Genomic DNA, 15271 nt, shown 5'->3' with positions numbered 1-15271 from the left:
ATGAAAGTATTAGTATATGGTTATGGTTTAATGGGTAAGAAAGTAGCCCATGCAGTGATGAATGATGCAGATTTAGAATTAGCGGGTGTTGTATCTCCTGTGTTTGATGTACAGCCAGAAGTACCTGCATATAAGTCATTAGATGAAGTACAGGATGATATTGATGCCATTATTGATTTCTCACATCCTGCCAATCTAGATAGTATTCTATCTTATGCATTAAAGAATAAGTGTAAAGTTGTATTCGCTACTACTGGCTTTAGTGCAGAAGACTTAAAGAAGATTGAAGAAGCATCTCATGAGATTGCCCTCTTCCAGTCTTATAACACTTCTTATGGTGTGGCTATGATGAATAAGATGGTGAGTGAATTTGCGAAAGAATTCTTTGAACACCATTTTGATATTGAAATCATGGAAAAACATCATAATCAGAAGATTGATTCACCATCAGGTACTGCAGTAATGTTATATGATGGCATTAATAATGCTTTAGATGATTCATTAGAACCTACTTATGATCGTCATTCTATTCATCGTAAGAGAGAAAGAAATGAAGTAGGTATTTCATCTATAAGAGGTGGGACAATCTTTGGTGAACATACAGTCATGTTTGCAGGACAGGATGAAATCGTAGAAGTAAAGCATACAGCTCTTTCTAAAGAAGTATTTGCGAATGGTGCTGTTGCTGCATTAAAGGCATTAATGAATAAAGACAAAGGTTTATTTGATTTAAAAACATTATATTAAGGGGAATGGTATGGTATTACAGACACAGTTTGCTGATATAAAAGGCAATGATTTATATATAGATGGTATTAAAGCATCTGATCTCGCAAAGCAGTATGGCACACCACTTTATGTTATGAGTGAAGGTCATATTAGACATCAGATGAATGAATTAAAGACAAAGTTCATGGATAAGTATGAAAAGGCACTTCCATTATTTGCTTCTAAGTCTTTTAGCTGTCTTGCTATCTATAAGCTTGCAAATGAATATGGTATTGGAATTGACTGCGTATCTGCAGGAGAAATCAGTATCGCATTACGTGCTGGATTTGATCCAGATAAGATCTACTTCCATGGAAACAATAAGCTTCCTTCAGAAATTGAATATGCATTAAGTCATGATGTGACTCATTTCGTAGTAGATAACTTTTATGAAATTGAAAACTGTGAAAAGATTGCAGGGAAGCTAGGTAAGAAAGTAAAGGCAACTTTAAGAATTGTCCCTGGTATTAAAGCTGGTGGTCATAACTATATTATGACTGGTCATAAGGATACTAAGTTTGGCTTTAGTTCTCATTATGGTATCTATTTAAAAGCTATTCAGCAAATCTTAGAGTCTGATAATATCGAATATGAAGGAATTCATTGTCATATTGGTTCTCAGGTATTTGATTTATTCGCTTATGTGAATGCAATGCTTCAGTTCATGAAGTTTGTGAATGAAATCTATAATACATTTGGTGTTGTAACAAGTAAGATCAATGCCGGTGGTGGTTATGGTATTGCTTATACTAAACAGGATGAACCACTTGATTTTGAATCTATTACATCAGAAATCATGAAAGTTATTTATAATGAATATGATAGTCATGGATGGGAACGTCCAGCTGTTATGATTGAACCAGGACGTTATGTTGTAGGTAATGCAGGTATTACACTATATACAGTAGGATGTATTAAAGAAATCCCTGATGTACGTACTTATGTCTCTATTGATGGTGGTATGTCTGATAATATCCGTACACCTTTATATGATGCGAAATATGATGGTATTGTCGCAAATAAAGCAGGAGAAACAAAGACTAAGACTGTAACAGTTGTAGGTAAGATCTGTGAAAGTGCTGATATGATTACTAAGGATTTACCAGTTACAGCTAATATTATGCCAGGAGATATTTTTGCAGTATTCTCTACAGGTGCATATAACTACTCTATGTCTTCTAATTACAACCAGTTACCTAAACCAGCTGTAGTATTCACTTATGAAGGTGAATCAAGAGTCGTTGTAAGAAGACAGACATTTGATGATCTAATTTTATTTGATGAAGAATAGTCATGAGGAGATAGCTAAGGCTATCCCCTTTTTTTATGCATAATTATATATAATATAATTACCGTTACTTTGAAGAAAGTACCATTTTAGGCTAAAAAAAGATTGAAGAAAGTCACATTTTTGGCGAATAAAAGATTGAAGAAAGTCATATTTTGACAGATAATAAGATTGAAGAAAGTTATATATATTTAAAAAGTGAGGAGGTATTCTATGTTTTTTAAGAGAAAAGCGTATGATAAGCTACTTGAATGGAAGCATAACTATTCAGGGCGATATGCAGTTCTATTAGAGGGGGCAAGACGTGTTGGTAAGTCAACTATTGCGGAAAATTTTGCGAAGAATGAGTATAAGTCATATATTTTGATAGACTTTTCAAAAACAACAAATAATATTCTTGAATGTTTTGATGATATAGGTAATCTAAATATATTTTTTCTAAGATTGCAGGCTGAAACAGGAATAACATTATATGAACATGAGTCTCTTATTATATTTGATGAAGTACAGTTATTCCCTAAAGCAAGACAAGCAATTAAGCATCTTGTTGCAGATGGTAGATATAGTTATCTAGAAACAGGATCTTTGATATCAATTAAGAAGAATGTAAAGGATATTCTTATTCCTTCTGAGGAAATGAAGATTCAGATTTACCCAATGGACTATGAAGAGTTCTGTACTGCCATAGGTAGTAATTATGGATTGTTGAAAGATATATATAATATGGGTAAAGCCATTGGTCAGGCTACAAATCGTAAGTTAATGAGAGATTTGAGAATATATATGGCTGTTGGAGGAATGCCACAAGCTGTAGAAGCCTATGTAAATGGTAAAAACTTTTCAGAAATAGATATGGTCAAAAGACAGATTATTAATCTGTATGAAGAAGATTTTAAGAAGATTGATGCATCAGGTAGATTATCAGCTATGTATCATTCAATTCCTGCTCAGCTTGCAAAAGATACAAAAAAATATCGCATAACAACTGCGATAGGTAAGAAGAATAATGTAAGAAGTGAAGAATTGTTGTATGAATTGATTGATTCAAAGACAGTGCTACCATGTTTTAATACAACTGATCCAAAAGTAAGCTTGGCAGACACAAAAGATTTTGATAGTTATAAGCTCTATATTGCAGATACTGGTTTGTTTGTCACACTTATGTTTATTGATCGCCCAGCAACAGAAAATGAAATATATGCAAAACTATTGTCTGATAAGTTACCTATTAATCTTGGCTATTTGTATGAAAATCTAATGGCTCAGATGATTGCTGCATCAGGAAGAGAATTGTATTATCATACTTGGAACAAAAAAGGAAGTACACATTATTATGAGGTTGATTTTCTAGTATCAGATGGAAGTAAAATCAATGTATTTGAGGTAAAATCTTCAGGTATTGGAAAACATGAATCAATCAATGAATTCTGTAAGAAATATTCCAACATTGTGAATAAATCATATTTGATTTCACAAAAAGATATAGGCAAAGAGAATAGTCTATTGTTTAGACCGTTTTATCTTGTACCTTTTTGTATAAATTAACATAAATGTATATGTTTCTTTCTGTCAAAATATCAGGTGTTTATCAAGTGATACGATAGTTAGTTTTGTTGCTACATTAGTATTTGAATTGTAATTAATCTATTATTCGAAATTAGTGAGGTCTTGCGTTTTATTCACGAAAAGTGTATTTAAATCCTATTTTCTTGAATGTAACAAATTAAGTTATATATTGTAGATATATGATATCACATAAGAGAAAGACAAACTATTAGATGTCAATAAATAATCTATTTTTTAGGAATTTATTGAATTTATAGGCATTTGTCTTGATTTAGAGGTGAATCCTCTATAAAAATCCTCTTTCTTTTCTAAAAAAGAGTACACTAAAAAGAACTTTTCAACATCGTATCGTTGAAAGCTCTTACACTAGACTTTTATATACTATTAAATAATCATCGTCTCTTCTAATTTGGTGTATACAAACTTGTGTACTTCACCGTCGATATCAGAATACTGATAGATCTGTTTTCTAGTATTTTCAGGAAAGTCTAATGATATTGAATTGAAGAACGTATTTTGGGTTTCTTCTGGTAATCTCATGATATGTTCATGAAAAATTACAAAGCCGCTTTCGTTTTTCATAATGGAATAGATATATCGTGCAATTTTATTTGCGATTGCGATATTAGCCAGCTTATGTCTTTTCTTGTTTCCATTCTTGATTCTTTCAAACTGTTGTTTGAGAACTGGATTATGACGTCTGGCAAATTCAGCAATCATGTAAATTGCATGTCTGAGATATCTAGAGCCTCTTTTAGAAATCTTGCCCATGGTTTCTACAGACGTTCCAGAGCGCTTGTTTCTAGGGCTTGTTCCCGAATAAGAGACAAAACAGTCTGCGTTTTTAAATCGTTTTATATCGCCAGTTTCAGCAATAACAGTTGCAGCAGTTAAAGGACCACATCCTGTAATTGTAAGAAGCAGTTTATAAGCTGGATTTAAAGAAGCAACATCTCTAATATATCTTTCAATCATTTTAAGCTGACCTTTTATGTTTTTTATGTTTTCAACGAGGTCTAGAATGATACTTCTTCCATAAGAAGAAATATTATCAGGAACCAGAGTATCATGACACAAATCAAAGAGCTTATCGATCTTATCCATCGAACAGCGATGTTTCGTAGCTTCATAAACGACATTGAAGACTTCAAGTCTTGAAGCATTTATGATATCATGTGTCGTAGGATATGAAGATAAGACAGCGATAAAAGCAGCTGATTTAGGTTCGAAAACATATTGAAGTTCAGGAAATAAACAATCACATTGGGCGATGAGACGGTTGATTTCTTGAGAATAGATTTTTTTGATCTGATAATGTCTGTGTACTAAAGCTTTCAAATCTTGATATCCGTTTTTATTTTTAAAAACGTTGTCATTGACATATTGAACATCGGAATCAGTACCAATGATAGTTGAAATGGTTTGAGCATCTAAAGGATCAGATTTAGCAATGTTATGAGCGTTACGCCATTGATTGACAAAATCAGTATTCAAAAATTTGATGCTTTCATTATCATTGAGATTGTCTTTAATAAAGTTATAGACATTAGTAGAATAGATACCAGTAACTTCTAAAGCAAAACAGATACTGGTACAGTTATCATCGGAATAACTTCTTACAGTTTCCAAAAAAGAAGTAACTTCTGATTTAACAAATTTAAAAGATAATTTTTTTCGTAAGAATTTAGGTTTAACAGATCTACGATCACTGACCTTGAGGATAGCAGCATCTGCTTTGCCTTTAGAGGAGTCCATGCCAACATAAAGAATATAATTGTTTTCCATAAATAATGACCTTCTTTCATATGTAATCGGTTTTGAATTGCACCTCTAAATCAAGACAAACGCAACCTCGCAAATACGGAGACAAGTGTAGAAACACTGCTGCAACAAACTAATTCGGGTATAAAGTGATGTCAAGTCTAAAGGATTAAGTCTTTTTGAAGTGGACGTACATGAAGTAGCCACAGGGGGATGGAATAAAACCTTCATTCAAAACAAAACTATTATCTAGAAATTAGAATGTACAATCAATAATGAATAATAAAATTCATTAACTGATTCCGTACATATTATACGAGGAGGATGTGAAATGTTGAAGATGGATAATAGCAGAGCAAAAAAAGTTGTGAAGTATTTTGTAACATCATTTGTTTTAATTTCTTTATTAATTGGTAGTTTTGGCTGTACAAGTAACACAAAAGATAAGGCATCTATTAAGGAAGGTGCAGTATTAGCAAAATCATATGATGAGATAATTGATATGAAACATAATAATAAACAGTTTATTGTCTTGTTCACGTTATTGGATTGTAAATATTGTAATGATTTTCATAAAATGCTGGTCAAATATCTCAAAAAGAATGATATAAAAATCTATGAAGTTGTACTGGATACTGAATTTCCTTTAGATGAGATTTCAAAAAATGTAAGTAATGAATTTCCTAAGTTGAAGTATGCACCAACAATATATCTAATAAATAAAAATAAAATTAAATCTGAGTTCAAGTATGAAAAATCGAATAAGTTAGAAGAACGATTTGATAAGTGGGTTGATAGAATCTGATTTAGGGTTATTGTATTTTATTCAAGAAAAGTGCATTTAAATCAGAAATAATTGAAATTATGCAGATATTAATGTAATTTGTAATTGTAAGAAGTACTTCTACATTAAATATTATCAGAAAGGAGATTTGCTATGAATAAAATAATAACGTGTTTGAATAACAGAGTAGTGAAGATAATTTTGAGTTTAACGCTATTAGTGATGATGGTATGTACTATACCTAAAATATCAGATGTCAATGCACAATCAGGTGAAGGTGTAGATGTATGCACATGGTATAGTGCAAATGGTTTTAAATCATATGCACAGTGTCAAAAATGGTTAGAGTTCAAACAAAAACCTTATAATAAAGCAAATCAAAAGAAAATAATGAAATGTGCAACAAAAGCAGGTATTACTGTAGGTGTTTCAGCTATTACAGATTTATTAGTAGTTAATCCTGCAAAAGCAGTTAAAGATTTCGGAACCACTTTCATTGTGTGTATGTTTGGATATTAGAAGTTAATCACTCATTATGCATAGAAGTGGAAGTAAAAAATTATGAAAAAGAAAGATTATATTCGTATTGCACGTAAAAATATTTCGCTTGCTATTGGTGTTATGATTGCTAATTTAGTAATGAATGAAACAATGACAGTATGTATAGTTAGTACAGTATTAGTAGTAGGCATTTCGCTTATATTTGACATAATACAGTTACGAAATAAAACACAATGATACTTTGAACCTTTAATTTTTAAGGGGGGCAATAGAAAACTTACTTTAAATTATTGGGGGTTTCCACTTGTAAAGGGCAGTCAGAAATGACCGCCCTTTAGCGCACTCATATTACCCCTATTTAAATGTTTTATTTATTCTTTTTCTTATAAGATTCTCTCTTTTTGGTATTAGAGAAGTGTTTTTGCCTCTTATCATGTTATGTATGACTTTATATTTTCTATAGTCCTTAATGTTCATTCTACTGCCGCATTCTGGACAGGAGATAATGGTTCTCTTAAGTGTGATACAATAAATTACTTCTTTTTCATTGATTTCAGTCGTATGAGACTGTACAAAGGATTCATAATCCCTTAAAATAATCCTTAAATCATTATCCAATTTGTGATCTCCTTTCGCTTTGATTTAATATGAGCAAATTAATGATACAGCGAAAGGTTTTTAATTACACAAAAATACCTAAAAAAGTGGGAGCCTTAGGTGACCCCCACAGATTTAAAGGTGCTGTTTCCAAGACCCCCAAATATTTAGAGCGAAGGTCTGACCCCCACAAAAATTAAAGACCCGATACTTTGGAAACCTGCTTCTTTGAGGCAGGTTTTTCAATAAGTAATAGCTTTTACTGTTGAATTTTTACAATATTTTTCATTACAGTTTAAATATCTTATGAATATAATTATAATATATTATATAAGGTGGTGATTGTATGAAGGTATTAATATGCGATGACGATATTCAATTTTCAAATGTATTAGCAAATGATTTTAAAGACTACTTTTTTTATAAATTAAACAATGTAGATATAGAAATTGTGAATTGTGATTTTAATTCTTATAAAAATTCTCAAGCAGATGTTTGTTTCATGGATATAGATTTGGTTGGAGAAAATGGAATTCATATTGTGAAAGAAATGAAAAAACATAATAAGAACTTAGTTGTAATATTCGTATCTGTAAGAGAAGATTTGGTATTCAATACCTTCTCTGTTGAACCATTTCAATTCATCAGGAAAAATCATTATCAAAGTGATCTGTATGAGGTGTTTAGACAATTAAATGGAAAAATAAATAGGAAGTATGCAAAAATTATGATTCGTGATAATAAACGTTTTATTTATCTAGCAGTAGATGAAATAATAACAGTTATTATATTCATGCATGATTTGATTATTAATACATCTAGAGGCACGTACTACTCTACTGGTACATTAAAACACTTTTATGAGAAAAATAAGAAAACAAGTTTAGTACAAATTCAAAAAAACATGATTATTAATATTGAAAAGATAAAATCAATATCAAAAAATAACATCATATATGAAGATGGAAAAATATATGAAATTGGAAGAGTCTATAAAGACGATTTCAAAGCAAAGTATGAGGAGTATATATATGATAGTTGATTTTTTGATTGCAGTAATAATTGATGAATTAATTTTATCAATATCTGTGGCTTATTTTTTCAGAGTCAAACATGCCATATGCTATATTCTCTCTGTGATAATGATTTCTGTTATAGAAACGTGGACTTTTTCGTTAATGTATATTAATAATGTTGTATTGATTACTTTTGTGATTATGACACATTTGATTTTACTGATGCTGATTGATAATGACAATATTATCCAAAAGTTATCGTTCATATTGTTTTTTATGTTTATTCTACTATGTTCAAATTATCTTCCTCCATATGTTTATTCAGTAGTAAATGGTGAGGTTCTAATTAAGTCAAATGAAATACACATGAATTTTATTACACTGATGTTTTTATCTAGATTTATATTTGCTAATTTTTCTTTGTTCTTTTGTACATATTTCAAAAGAAGGAATTATAGTTTTATAACCGATAAATACCAAGTTGTTATTGCAATCATGTTAGACATGATTTTTATTTTCACTTTACTAGGTGAATCATTGGTATATGAAAGTATGTCTAGAATTGTTGTATTAATTATTATGTTCCAGTTGACCATTTTATCGGTATTATTTTGTGTGCTTTACAATAAAATACAGATGGGAAATAGAGAAAAAATAGAATTGATAAGAAAAACTTCAAAACTGGAATATTTGAGAATGAATCGTGATAATATAAGTCATATGTATGATACAATCGTTTCAAAAGAACATAGTATGATTTATTTTTTAAGGAAGATTAAAATGCTTCTTAATTGTAAAGAGTATAATAATGAGAATACAATCAATTTGATAGATGAAGAAATAAGTAAGATTGTATCGTATAGATTTATTTCTAATACAGGTAATCCTAGTTTTGATATTGAAGTAGCCAATAAAATAAATTTACTTAAAGAAGAAGGTTATGATTTTAAAATTATTTTCATGATAGGTATTGATTCTGCAATCAATAATAAGAATGTTATTGAAGAAGTAAATCAATTTATTGATTTTGTTTCTTTATACTCAAAATCAAAAAAGATAGAATTAAGAATAAAGAAGCAAGATAATTTATTGCTTATAAAAGCAATATCACTATACAGAGATGATATTCCAGACAGATATCATAAGAGGTCAATAGATGGCACAGAATCAGAATCACTTAATGAAGTGATTTATTTATGAGAGGAAAATCATATGGAAAAACAAATGAAATGTAGTCATTGTGGGCAGGTTTTTACTACTATTCCAGATAGAAATAGTTTTGGAGAAGTATGTCTATGTAATACCTGTTTACAACAAGTACCTAATCTCACAATCACATCAACTAAACTGAAAAGTACTCATCTTTCTACAAAGCAGCTGGATGAAGCTATTCAGGCAATTGATCAACAGTTAGATAAAGGTCATTTTTCTCAAGATATCAAAGAAGGAATTCATACATATTTTGATAAGTATTACAAACAACGTCAAAGTATGGATGAACAAAAAGAAATCAACTCAAAACTAGATCAAATCATAGAAAAAAATACTTCTAATGATTCGATGACGGAAGATAAGTTCACAGAATTATTAGAAGAAAGAAATAACGATTATAACTTAGATTCTATTTTAGAATGTAATGATCTTTATGAATATGATGTAGTTACTGTTCATGATTCTCATGGTAGAACAGATACAAATAGTTTGAAGAAGACATTAATAAGATATAGTGTACAGGGCTGGAGACTAAAAACAGCTTTCACAAATGAAATAGGCAGTAATATGGTAGGAGGTGCTATTGTAGGTGTTGGTATAGGAAGCAATAGTACAAGTGATGAAGTTGTGCTTATTTTTGAAAGAAAAATAAGAAATGCGAAGAAATAAGAATAGACCGAGCAAGTTGCTCGGTCTATTAGTCTACATATTTCTCTAAGAAATGAGTAATATTGCTTTGAACAAGTTTCTTCTCTTTATGATAAGATTCACCATGTGCGGCATCATTCACAATAAGTAATTTCTTTTCTGCTTGACAGGCATTATAGAGTTCTAATGCCATGTAAGTAGGCACAAAGTGATCCTGGTTACCATGTATAAATAATGTAGGGGTTTTAGACTTCTTGACTTGATTGACTGCACTGGCCTGTTTGAAGTTATACCCTACTGTCTTTTTGGATAATAATGTAGCACTAGGAAGTAATAAGAATGGTGGACATCCTTTATTCTTTAAGTAGTATTTGAATTCATCATAAGCACTTGTATAGCTGCAATCAGCGACAATAGCTTTCACATTATCAGATAATTCTTCACCACTTACCATGAGTACTGTTGCCCCACCCATGGATATACCATGTAAGACAATACTCATTGGTTCATTATGGAAGTACTCTTCCATTTTTTTAATCCATTCTAATATATCTAAACGGTCCAACCATCCAAAACCAATATAATGTCCTTCTGACTGTCCATGTGCTCTATTATCTGGAAGAAGGATATTATAACCAAGTTCATGATAGAAACGAATATAATATGCAAACTCACGATAATGGTAAGAATGGAATCCATGAACACAGATCACTAATTTATTAGAATCAGGATAAGGAAGGAACTGCCCTTCTAGCTTTAATCCATCATAAGAAGTGATTTCCATATCTATAAATGTCTGATGATCTAGCCATTGTTTATCATCTTCACTCATTGGATGTTTTAATCCTACTTTTTCTTTTTTGCGTCTTGTACATACTTTTTCTATCGCAATGCGCCCTGCTGCAAGATAAGTGGCAGATGCCGCAGCGGCTGCGCCTATTGTACCAATAACTACATTCTTCTTTTTCACGACAAAATACCTCCTTTTATTCATTATATAAGATATTTTATGAAGAATTCATGTACAAACGATTAAGTTTGAATAAATAATTGACAGATAGGTCAAAGTGTAAGTAGAAAAGGGTATGTTTGAAAGCGATAAATATATGTTTTTAAGAAAGTTTTTGTGTTAGAATAATACCGATATGAGGTGATTTTAATGACACAGGTTATAGAACCAGAACAGATGGATTTATTAGTAAGTGCAGTAAGAGATGGGAAGATTGTTGCATTTCCTACGGAAACTGTTTATGGCGTTGCCTGCTTATTCGATGATTTGAAGGGTCTTGATAGAATTATGGAAATCAAGAAACGTAACCCGAATAAAGCAGTGACTCTTATGTTGTCAAAAAAAGATGATGTAAAGAAGTATGGCTTAGTAGACGAGGGTACCCAGAGAGTGATTGATAAGTTTATGCCAGGTAGAATGACAATCGTATTAAAAAGACTGGATAGTGTGGATTCGAGACATGTTAGTGGAAAAGATACAATAGGTATTAGAATCCCAGACAGTTCTTTCGTTTTGTCACTCATTGATCAGACAGGGCCTTTATCAGTAACAAGTGCTAATTTATCTGGTCAAGGGAATACAACAAACGAAAAAGAAGTACTTGCACAGCTTGATGGACAGATTGATATGGTTGTCAGAGGACAGACTGCTTCGGCAACTGCATCTACAGTCGTGGATTTAAGTCAAGGTGATGTGAGAATACTAAGAGAAGGTTTAATTACCAAAGAAGAAATCGAGGAGGTTTATTATGAAAATTGCAGTCGCTTGTGATCATGGTGGATTACGTTTAAAGAATGTTCTTATTGATGAAATGAAGAAACAGGGTTATGAAGTTGTAGACTATGGTACTTATACTGAAGACTCTTGTGATTATCCTGATTATGCATCTAAGGCAGCTAAAGCTGTTGCATCAGGAGAATGTGAGAAAGGTGTCGTTGTTTGTGGAACAGGCATCGGTGTATCAATTACATGTAATAAGGTAGATGGTATCCGCTGCGCATTATGTCATGATGTATTTAGTGCGAAAGCGACAAGAGCTCATAATGATACTAACATGATTGCAATGGGACAGAGAGTTATTGGAGAAGGACTCGCTGTTGAGATTCTTAATGCATGGCTACATACTGATTTTGAAGGTGGAAGACATGTTAAGAGAATTGAAAAAATGATGGCTTTAGAAAAGGAGTAAGTATTATGAGAGATACAGAAGTATTTGCGAGTGTTGAGCGAGAATTGAATAGACAAAGAAACAATATTGAATTGATCGCTTCCGAAAACTTTGTATCTAAAGAAATTATGGAGCTTGCGGGCTCAGTTCTAACAAATAAATATGCTGAAGGATATCCAGCTAAGAGATATTATGGTGGATGTCAGTTTGTGGATGAAGTAGAAACATTGGCACAGGAAAGACTTAAGAAGTTATTTGGCTGTGAGTATGCAAATGTTCAGCCTCATTCTGGTGCACAGGCGAATACAGCTGTTTATTTTGCTTTATTACAGCCAGGTGATAAAGTACTAGGTATGTCTTTAAATGATGGTGGGCATTTAACTCATGGACATCCATTAAACTACTCTGGTAAGACTTATGAATTCCATGCTTATGGTGTTGATAAGGAAACAGAAAGAATCGATTATGATGAATATAAGAGAATGTGTGAAGAAATCAAACCTAAGTTAGTTGTTGCAGGGGCAAGTGCTTATGCAAGAACGATTGATTTCAAATTCATGGCTGAAGTAGCACATAGTGTTGGCGCTATCTTTATGGTAGATATGGCACATATCGCTGGTTTAGTTGCTGCAGGAGATCATCCATCTCCATTCCCTTATGCAGATATCGTGACTACTACAACTCATAAGACTTTAAGAGGTCCTAGAGGTGGTGTCATCATGTGTAAGGAAAAGTATGCAAAAGATATTGATAGAGCTGTTTTCCCTGGTATGCAGGGTGGACCTCTTATGCATATTATTGCCGCTAAAGCAGCTTGCTTCTATGAAGCATTACAGCCTGAATTCAAGGAATATAGTCATCAGATCATTAAGAATGCGAAAGCTTTAGAAGAATCTTTAAAGGAAGAAGGATTCCGTCTTGTAACGGGTGGTACTGATAATCATCTATTACTTATTGATGTAAAGAGCAGCTGTGGTATTACAGGTAAGAAGGCTCAGAGATTACTTGATGAAATTAATATTACAGCTAATAAGAATGCGATTCCTTTCGATACAGAAAAACCTTTCAAGGCTTCTGGAATCCGTGTTGGTACACCAGCAATGACCACAAAAGGATTCAAGGAAGATGACTTCAGAGAAGTTGGAAAGATTATTGCCTATCGTTTAAAGAATGAAGAAACTGATGAAGTAAAGAATGAATGTCTTGCAAGAGTAAAGAAGTTAACTGATAAAGTGACTATGTATGACGATATTAAATACTAGGAGGCCATAAGATGGTTAAAGTACTCAATCATGCATTAATTAAACATAAACTCTCAATTATGAGAGAAGAAAAGACATCAAATTATATTTTCAAGCAGAATCTTGATGAAATCGCAATGTTGATGGCTTATGAAGTCACAAAAGATTATCCTTTAAAAGAAAAGGAAATTGAAACACCTATTTGTAAGACAACTGGTTATGAACTAGATAGAGATATTATTCTTGTACCTATCTTACGTGCTGGTGTGGGTCTTGTGGATGGCTTCAGAAGAATCATGCCAACTGCGAAAGTAGGTCATATTGGTATGTATAGAGATGAAAAGACATTGATTCCTCATGAATATTATGCTAAATTTCCTAAGGGATTAGAGAGCGCAAAGGTTATTGTTCTTGATCCTATGCTTGCTACTGGTGGTTCAGCGGATATGGCTATCCAGAATATTAAAGATCGTGGTGCGAAGGATATTGAACTTGTCTGCCTTGTAGGTGCACCTGAAGGTGTGAAATACATTGAAGAACGTCATCCAGATGTGAAGCTTACTTTAGCTGCATTAGATGAAAAACTAAATGACAAGGGATATATTGTACCAGGTTTAGGAGATGCGGGAGACCGCTTGTTTGGTACTAATTAATGGGATTTGATGAATATGAAGTAAGAAGAACTTCTGTTAAAGTATTTCTTGCAGGATTGATTCTTGCAGTACTACTTTCCATCATTCTTCATTCAATCAGCTACTGCGTAGGATTTGTATTAGGTTATCTCATTGATTTATTAATTTTACAGATCAATATGAAGATGACTGATACAATACTTTCTATCCAGACTGCAGGTAAGACAATTGCGGTTATGTTATTTATGGCTAAATTGTTTATTTTTGCCGCTGGTTTTGCGATAGCTGGATTCTTTCCAGAAATAGTAAACATGTATACTGTATTTCTGGGCTATCTAGTAGTAAAGATTTCTATTTATATACATGCATATGGAGAAAGGAGGCGTATGAGATAATGAAAATCACTATTCAGCCAGAACTGATATCATCATTGATTGTGACTGTGCTACTTTCTATTTTCTTTGTTTATGCAGGTAAAAAAATAAGAGAAGCAGATCCAACTAAGAGACCAAAAGGTGTGGTCCTTCTTGTTGAAACCGCCATTAAGATGGTTTATGACTACATGGGAACAATCATGCCTAAGAAATATGCGAAGAACTACTATCCTTATTTCTCTATGTTATTTGCATGGCTGTTGGTATCTAACTTATTTGGATTAACAGGTTTTGATGCGCCAACTACTAACTACTCAATCACGTTATCCTTAACATTAATTACATGGGTATTAATTCAGATCAATGCGATTAAGTATCAGGGTGTTGGCAGTTATATTAAGGGAACTTTGATTCCCCCAACAAACCTATTTGGTTTGGTTTCACCATTGATTTCTATATCAATGCGTATTTTCTGTAACTTATTGAGTGGTACATTTATTATGGCCTTAGTATATCAGGCAACATCATTCTTAAGTTATAAGTTGATTCCATTCAACTTTTTAGGACCAGTGGTAGCACCACTATTACATTGTTATTTCGATGTATTCTCTGGATGTGTACAAGCACTGGTATTCGTTACACTATCTTCAATTCTGATTTCTAATGAAAATCCAGATGAAGAATAAATGAAAAAATGTCAATAGGA

18 protein-coding genes are annotated in these 15271 nt (G+C 32.2%); 15 read left to right on the top strand and 3 right to left on the bottom strand.

The genetic code is table 11. The features are described 5' to 3' along the window. From dapB to NQ499_RS13455, 3 genes are all read left to right on the top strand, one after another. The gene (gene dapB / locus NQ499_RS13465; RefSeq protein WP_022424591.1) at nucleotides 1–747 is read left to right on the top strand and encodes a 4-hydroxy-tetrahydrodipicolinate reductase; all 747 of its coding nucleotides are present in this window, start codon (nucleotides 1–3) and stop codon (nucleotides 745–747) included. 10 nt (nucleotides 748–757) lie between these two features. Beyond that, nucleotides 758–2059, top strand: coding sequence for a diaminopimelate decarboxylase (lysA, locus tag NQ499_RS13460; protein WP_006504657.1), 1302 nt, complete (start codon nucleotides 758–760; stop codon nucleotides 2057–2059). Nucleotides 2060–2269: 210 nt separating this feature from the next. Continuing rightward, a complete protein-coding gene (locus tag NQ499_RS13455; RefSeq protein ID WP_006504658.1) occupies nucleotides 2270–3601 on the top strand; it encodes an ATP-binding protein in 1332 nt (443 codons plus the stop codon). A 405-nt stretch (nucleotides 3602–4006) separates the two neighbouring features. Here the strand turns inward: NQ499_RS13455 and NQ499_RS13450 are convergent, their stop codons facing one another. Continuing rightward, nucleotides 4007–5407, bottom strand: a complete 1401-nt coding sequence (locus NQ499_RS13450; RefSeq protein WP_259848550.1) for an IS110 family RNA-guided transposase — start codon at nucleotides 5405–5407, stop codon at nucleotides 4007–4009. 307 nt (nucleotides 5408–5714) lie between these two features. On the opposite strand from NQ499_RS13450, the gene NQ499_RS13445 reads away from it, so the two are divergent. From NQ499_RS13445 to NQ499_RS13435, 3 genes are all read left to right on the top strand, one after another. Then, nucleotides 5715–6188 (top strand): hypothetical protein, encoded by a 474-nt coding sequence (locus tag NQ499_RS13445; protein WP_155812881.1) that lies wholly within the window; start codon nucleotides 5715–5717, stop codon nucleotides 6186–6188. A 180-nt stretch (nucleotides 6189–6368) separates the two neighbouring features. Next, on the top strand, nucleotides 6369–6686 hold the full coding sequence (locus tag NQ499_RS13440; RefSeq protein WP_155812882.1) for a hypothetical protein: 318 nt from the start codon (nucleotides 6369–6371) through the stop codon (nucleotides 6684–6686). Between the two features lie 42 nt (nucleotides 6687–6728). Beyond that, nucleotides 6729–6905: a hypothetical protein gene (locus NQ499_RS13435; protein WP_006506948.1), complete on the top strand. Its 177-nt coding sequence runs from the start codon at nucleotides 6729–6731 to the stop codon at nucleotides 6903–6905. Nucleotides 6906–7022: 117 nt separating this feature from the next. Here NQ499_RS13435 and NQ499_RS13430 read toward each other — a convergent pair whose 3' ends face one another. After that, nucleotides 7023–7286, bottom strand: coding sequence for a hypothetical protein (locus NQ499_RS13430; protein WP_006506949.1), 264 nt, complete (start codon nucleotides 7284–7286; stop codon nucleotides 7023–7025). Nucleotides 7287–7611: 325 nt separating this feature from the next. On the opposite strand from NQ499_RS13430, the gene NQ499_RS13425 reads away from it, so the two are divergent. Genes NQ499_RS13425 through NQ499_RS13415 form a run of 3 tightly spaced genes read left to right on the top strand, consistent with a single transcriptional unit; the run spans nucleotide 7612 to nucleotide 10162 of the window. Further along, nucleotides 7612–8307, top strand: coding sequence for a LytR/AlgR family response regulator transcription factor (locus NQ499_RS13425; protein ID WP_006506950.1), 696 nt, complete (start codon nucleotides 7612–7614; stop codon nucleotides 8305–8307). Then, nucleotides 8297–9481 (top strand): hypothetical protein, encoded by a 1185-nt coding sequence (locus NQ499_RS13420; protein WP_006506951.1) that lies wholly within the window; start codon nucleotides 8297–8299, stop codon nucleotides 9479–9481. The genes NQ499_RS13425 and NQ499_RS13420 overlap by 11 nt, the downstream gene beginning before the upstream one ends. Before the next feature lie 12 nt (nucleotides 9482–9493). Then, entirely contained in the window at nucleotides 9494–10162 is a 669-nt protein-coding gene (locus NQ499_RS13415) for a DUF4177 domain-containing protein (RefSeq protein ID WP_006506952.1), read from the top strand. Between the two features lie 28 nt (nucleotides 10163–10190). Here NQ499_RS13415 and NQ499_RS13410 read toward each other — a convergent pair whose 3' ends face one another. Continuing rightward, nucleotides 10191–11111 carry an alpha/beta hydrolase gene (locus tag NQ499_RS13410; RefSeq protein ID WP_162013206.1) on the bottom strand — a complete coding sequence of 307 codons (921 nt, stop codon included), beginning with the start codon at nucleotides 11109–11111 and terminating at the stop codon, nucleotides 10191–10193. Between the two features lie 189 nt (nucleotides 11112–11300). Here NQ499_RS13410 and NQ499_RS13405 point away from each other — a divergent pair, with 189 nt between their 5' ends. The 6 genes from NQ499_RS13405 to NQ499_RS13380 are packed head-to-tail and all read left to right on the top strand — an operon-like array spanning nucleotide 11301 to nucleotide 15251. Next, nucleotides 11301–11921 (top strand): L-threonylcarbamoyladenylate synthase, encoded by a 621-nt coding sequence (locus tag NQ499_RS13405; RefSeq protein ID WP_006506954.1) that lies wholly within the window; start codon nucleotides 11301–11303, stop codon nucleotides 11919–11921. Next, nucleotides 11899–12339 (top strand): ribose 5-phosphate isomerase B, encoded by a 441-nt coding sequence (gene rpiB / locus NQ499_RS13400; RefSeq protein WP_006506955.1) that lies wholly within the window; start codon nucleotides 11899–11901, stop codon nucleotides 12337–12339. The genes NQ499_RS13405 and rpiB overlap by 23 nt, the downstream gene beginning before the upstream one ends. A 5-nt stretch (nucleotides 12340–12344) precedes the next feature. Continuing rightward, nucleotides 12345–13580, top strand: a complete 1236-nt coding sequence (locus NQ499_RS13395) for a serine hydroxymethyltransferase (protein ID WP_006506956.1) — start codon at nucleotides 12345–12347, stop codon at nucleotides 13578–13580. 11 nt (nucleotides 13581–13591) lie between these two features. After that, a complete protein-coding gene (gene upp, locus NQ499_RS13390; RefSeq protein WP_006506957.1) occupies nucleotides 13592–14212 on the top strand; it encodes a uracil phosphoribosyltransferase in 621 nt (206 codons plus the stop codon). Continuing rightward, nucleotides 14212–14586 (top strand): hypothetical protein, encoded by a 375-nt coding sequence (locus NQ499_RS13385; RefSeq protein ID WP_006506958.1) that lies wholly within the window; start codon nucleotides 14212–14214, stop codon nucleotides 14584–14586. The genes upp and NQ499_RS13385 overlap by 1 nt, the downstream gene beginning before the upstream one ends. Beyond that, a complete protein-coding gene (locus tag NQ499_RS13380; protein WP_006506959.1) occupies nucleotides 14586–15251 on the top strand; it encodes a F0F1 ATP synthase subunit A in 666 nt (221 codons plus the stop codon). Before NQ499_RS13385 ends, NQ499_RS13380 begins: the two co-directional genes overlap by 1 nt. Nucleotides 15252–15271: the final 20 nt, after the last annotated feature.

The sequence above is a fragment of the Catenibacterium mitsuokai genome (assembly GCF_025148785.1).
Lineage (GTDB): Bacteria > Bacillota_I > Bacilli_A > Erysipelotrichales > Coprobacillaceae > Catenibacterium > Catenibacterium mitsuoka.
This window is presented reverse-complemented; position numbering and strand designations above follow the sequence as displayed.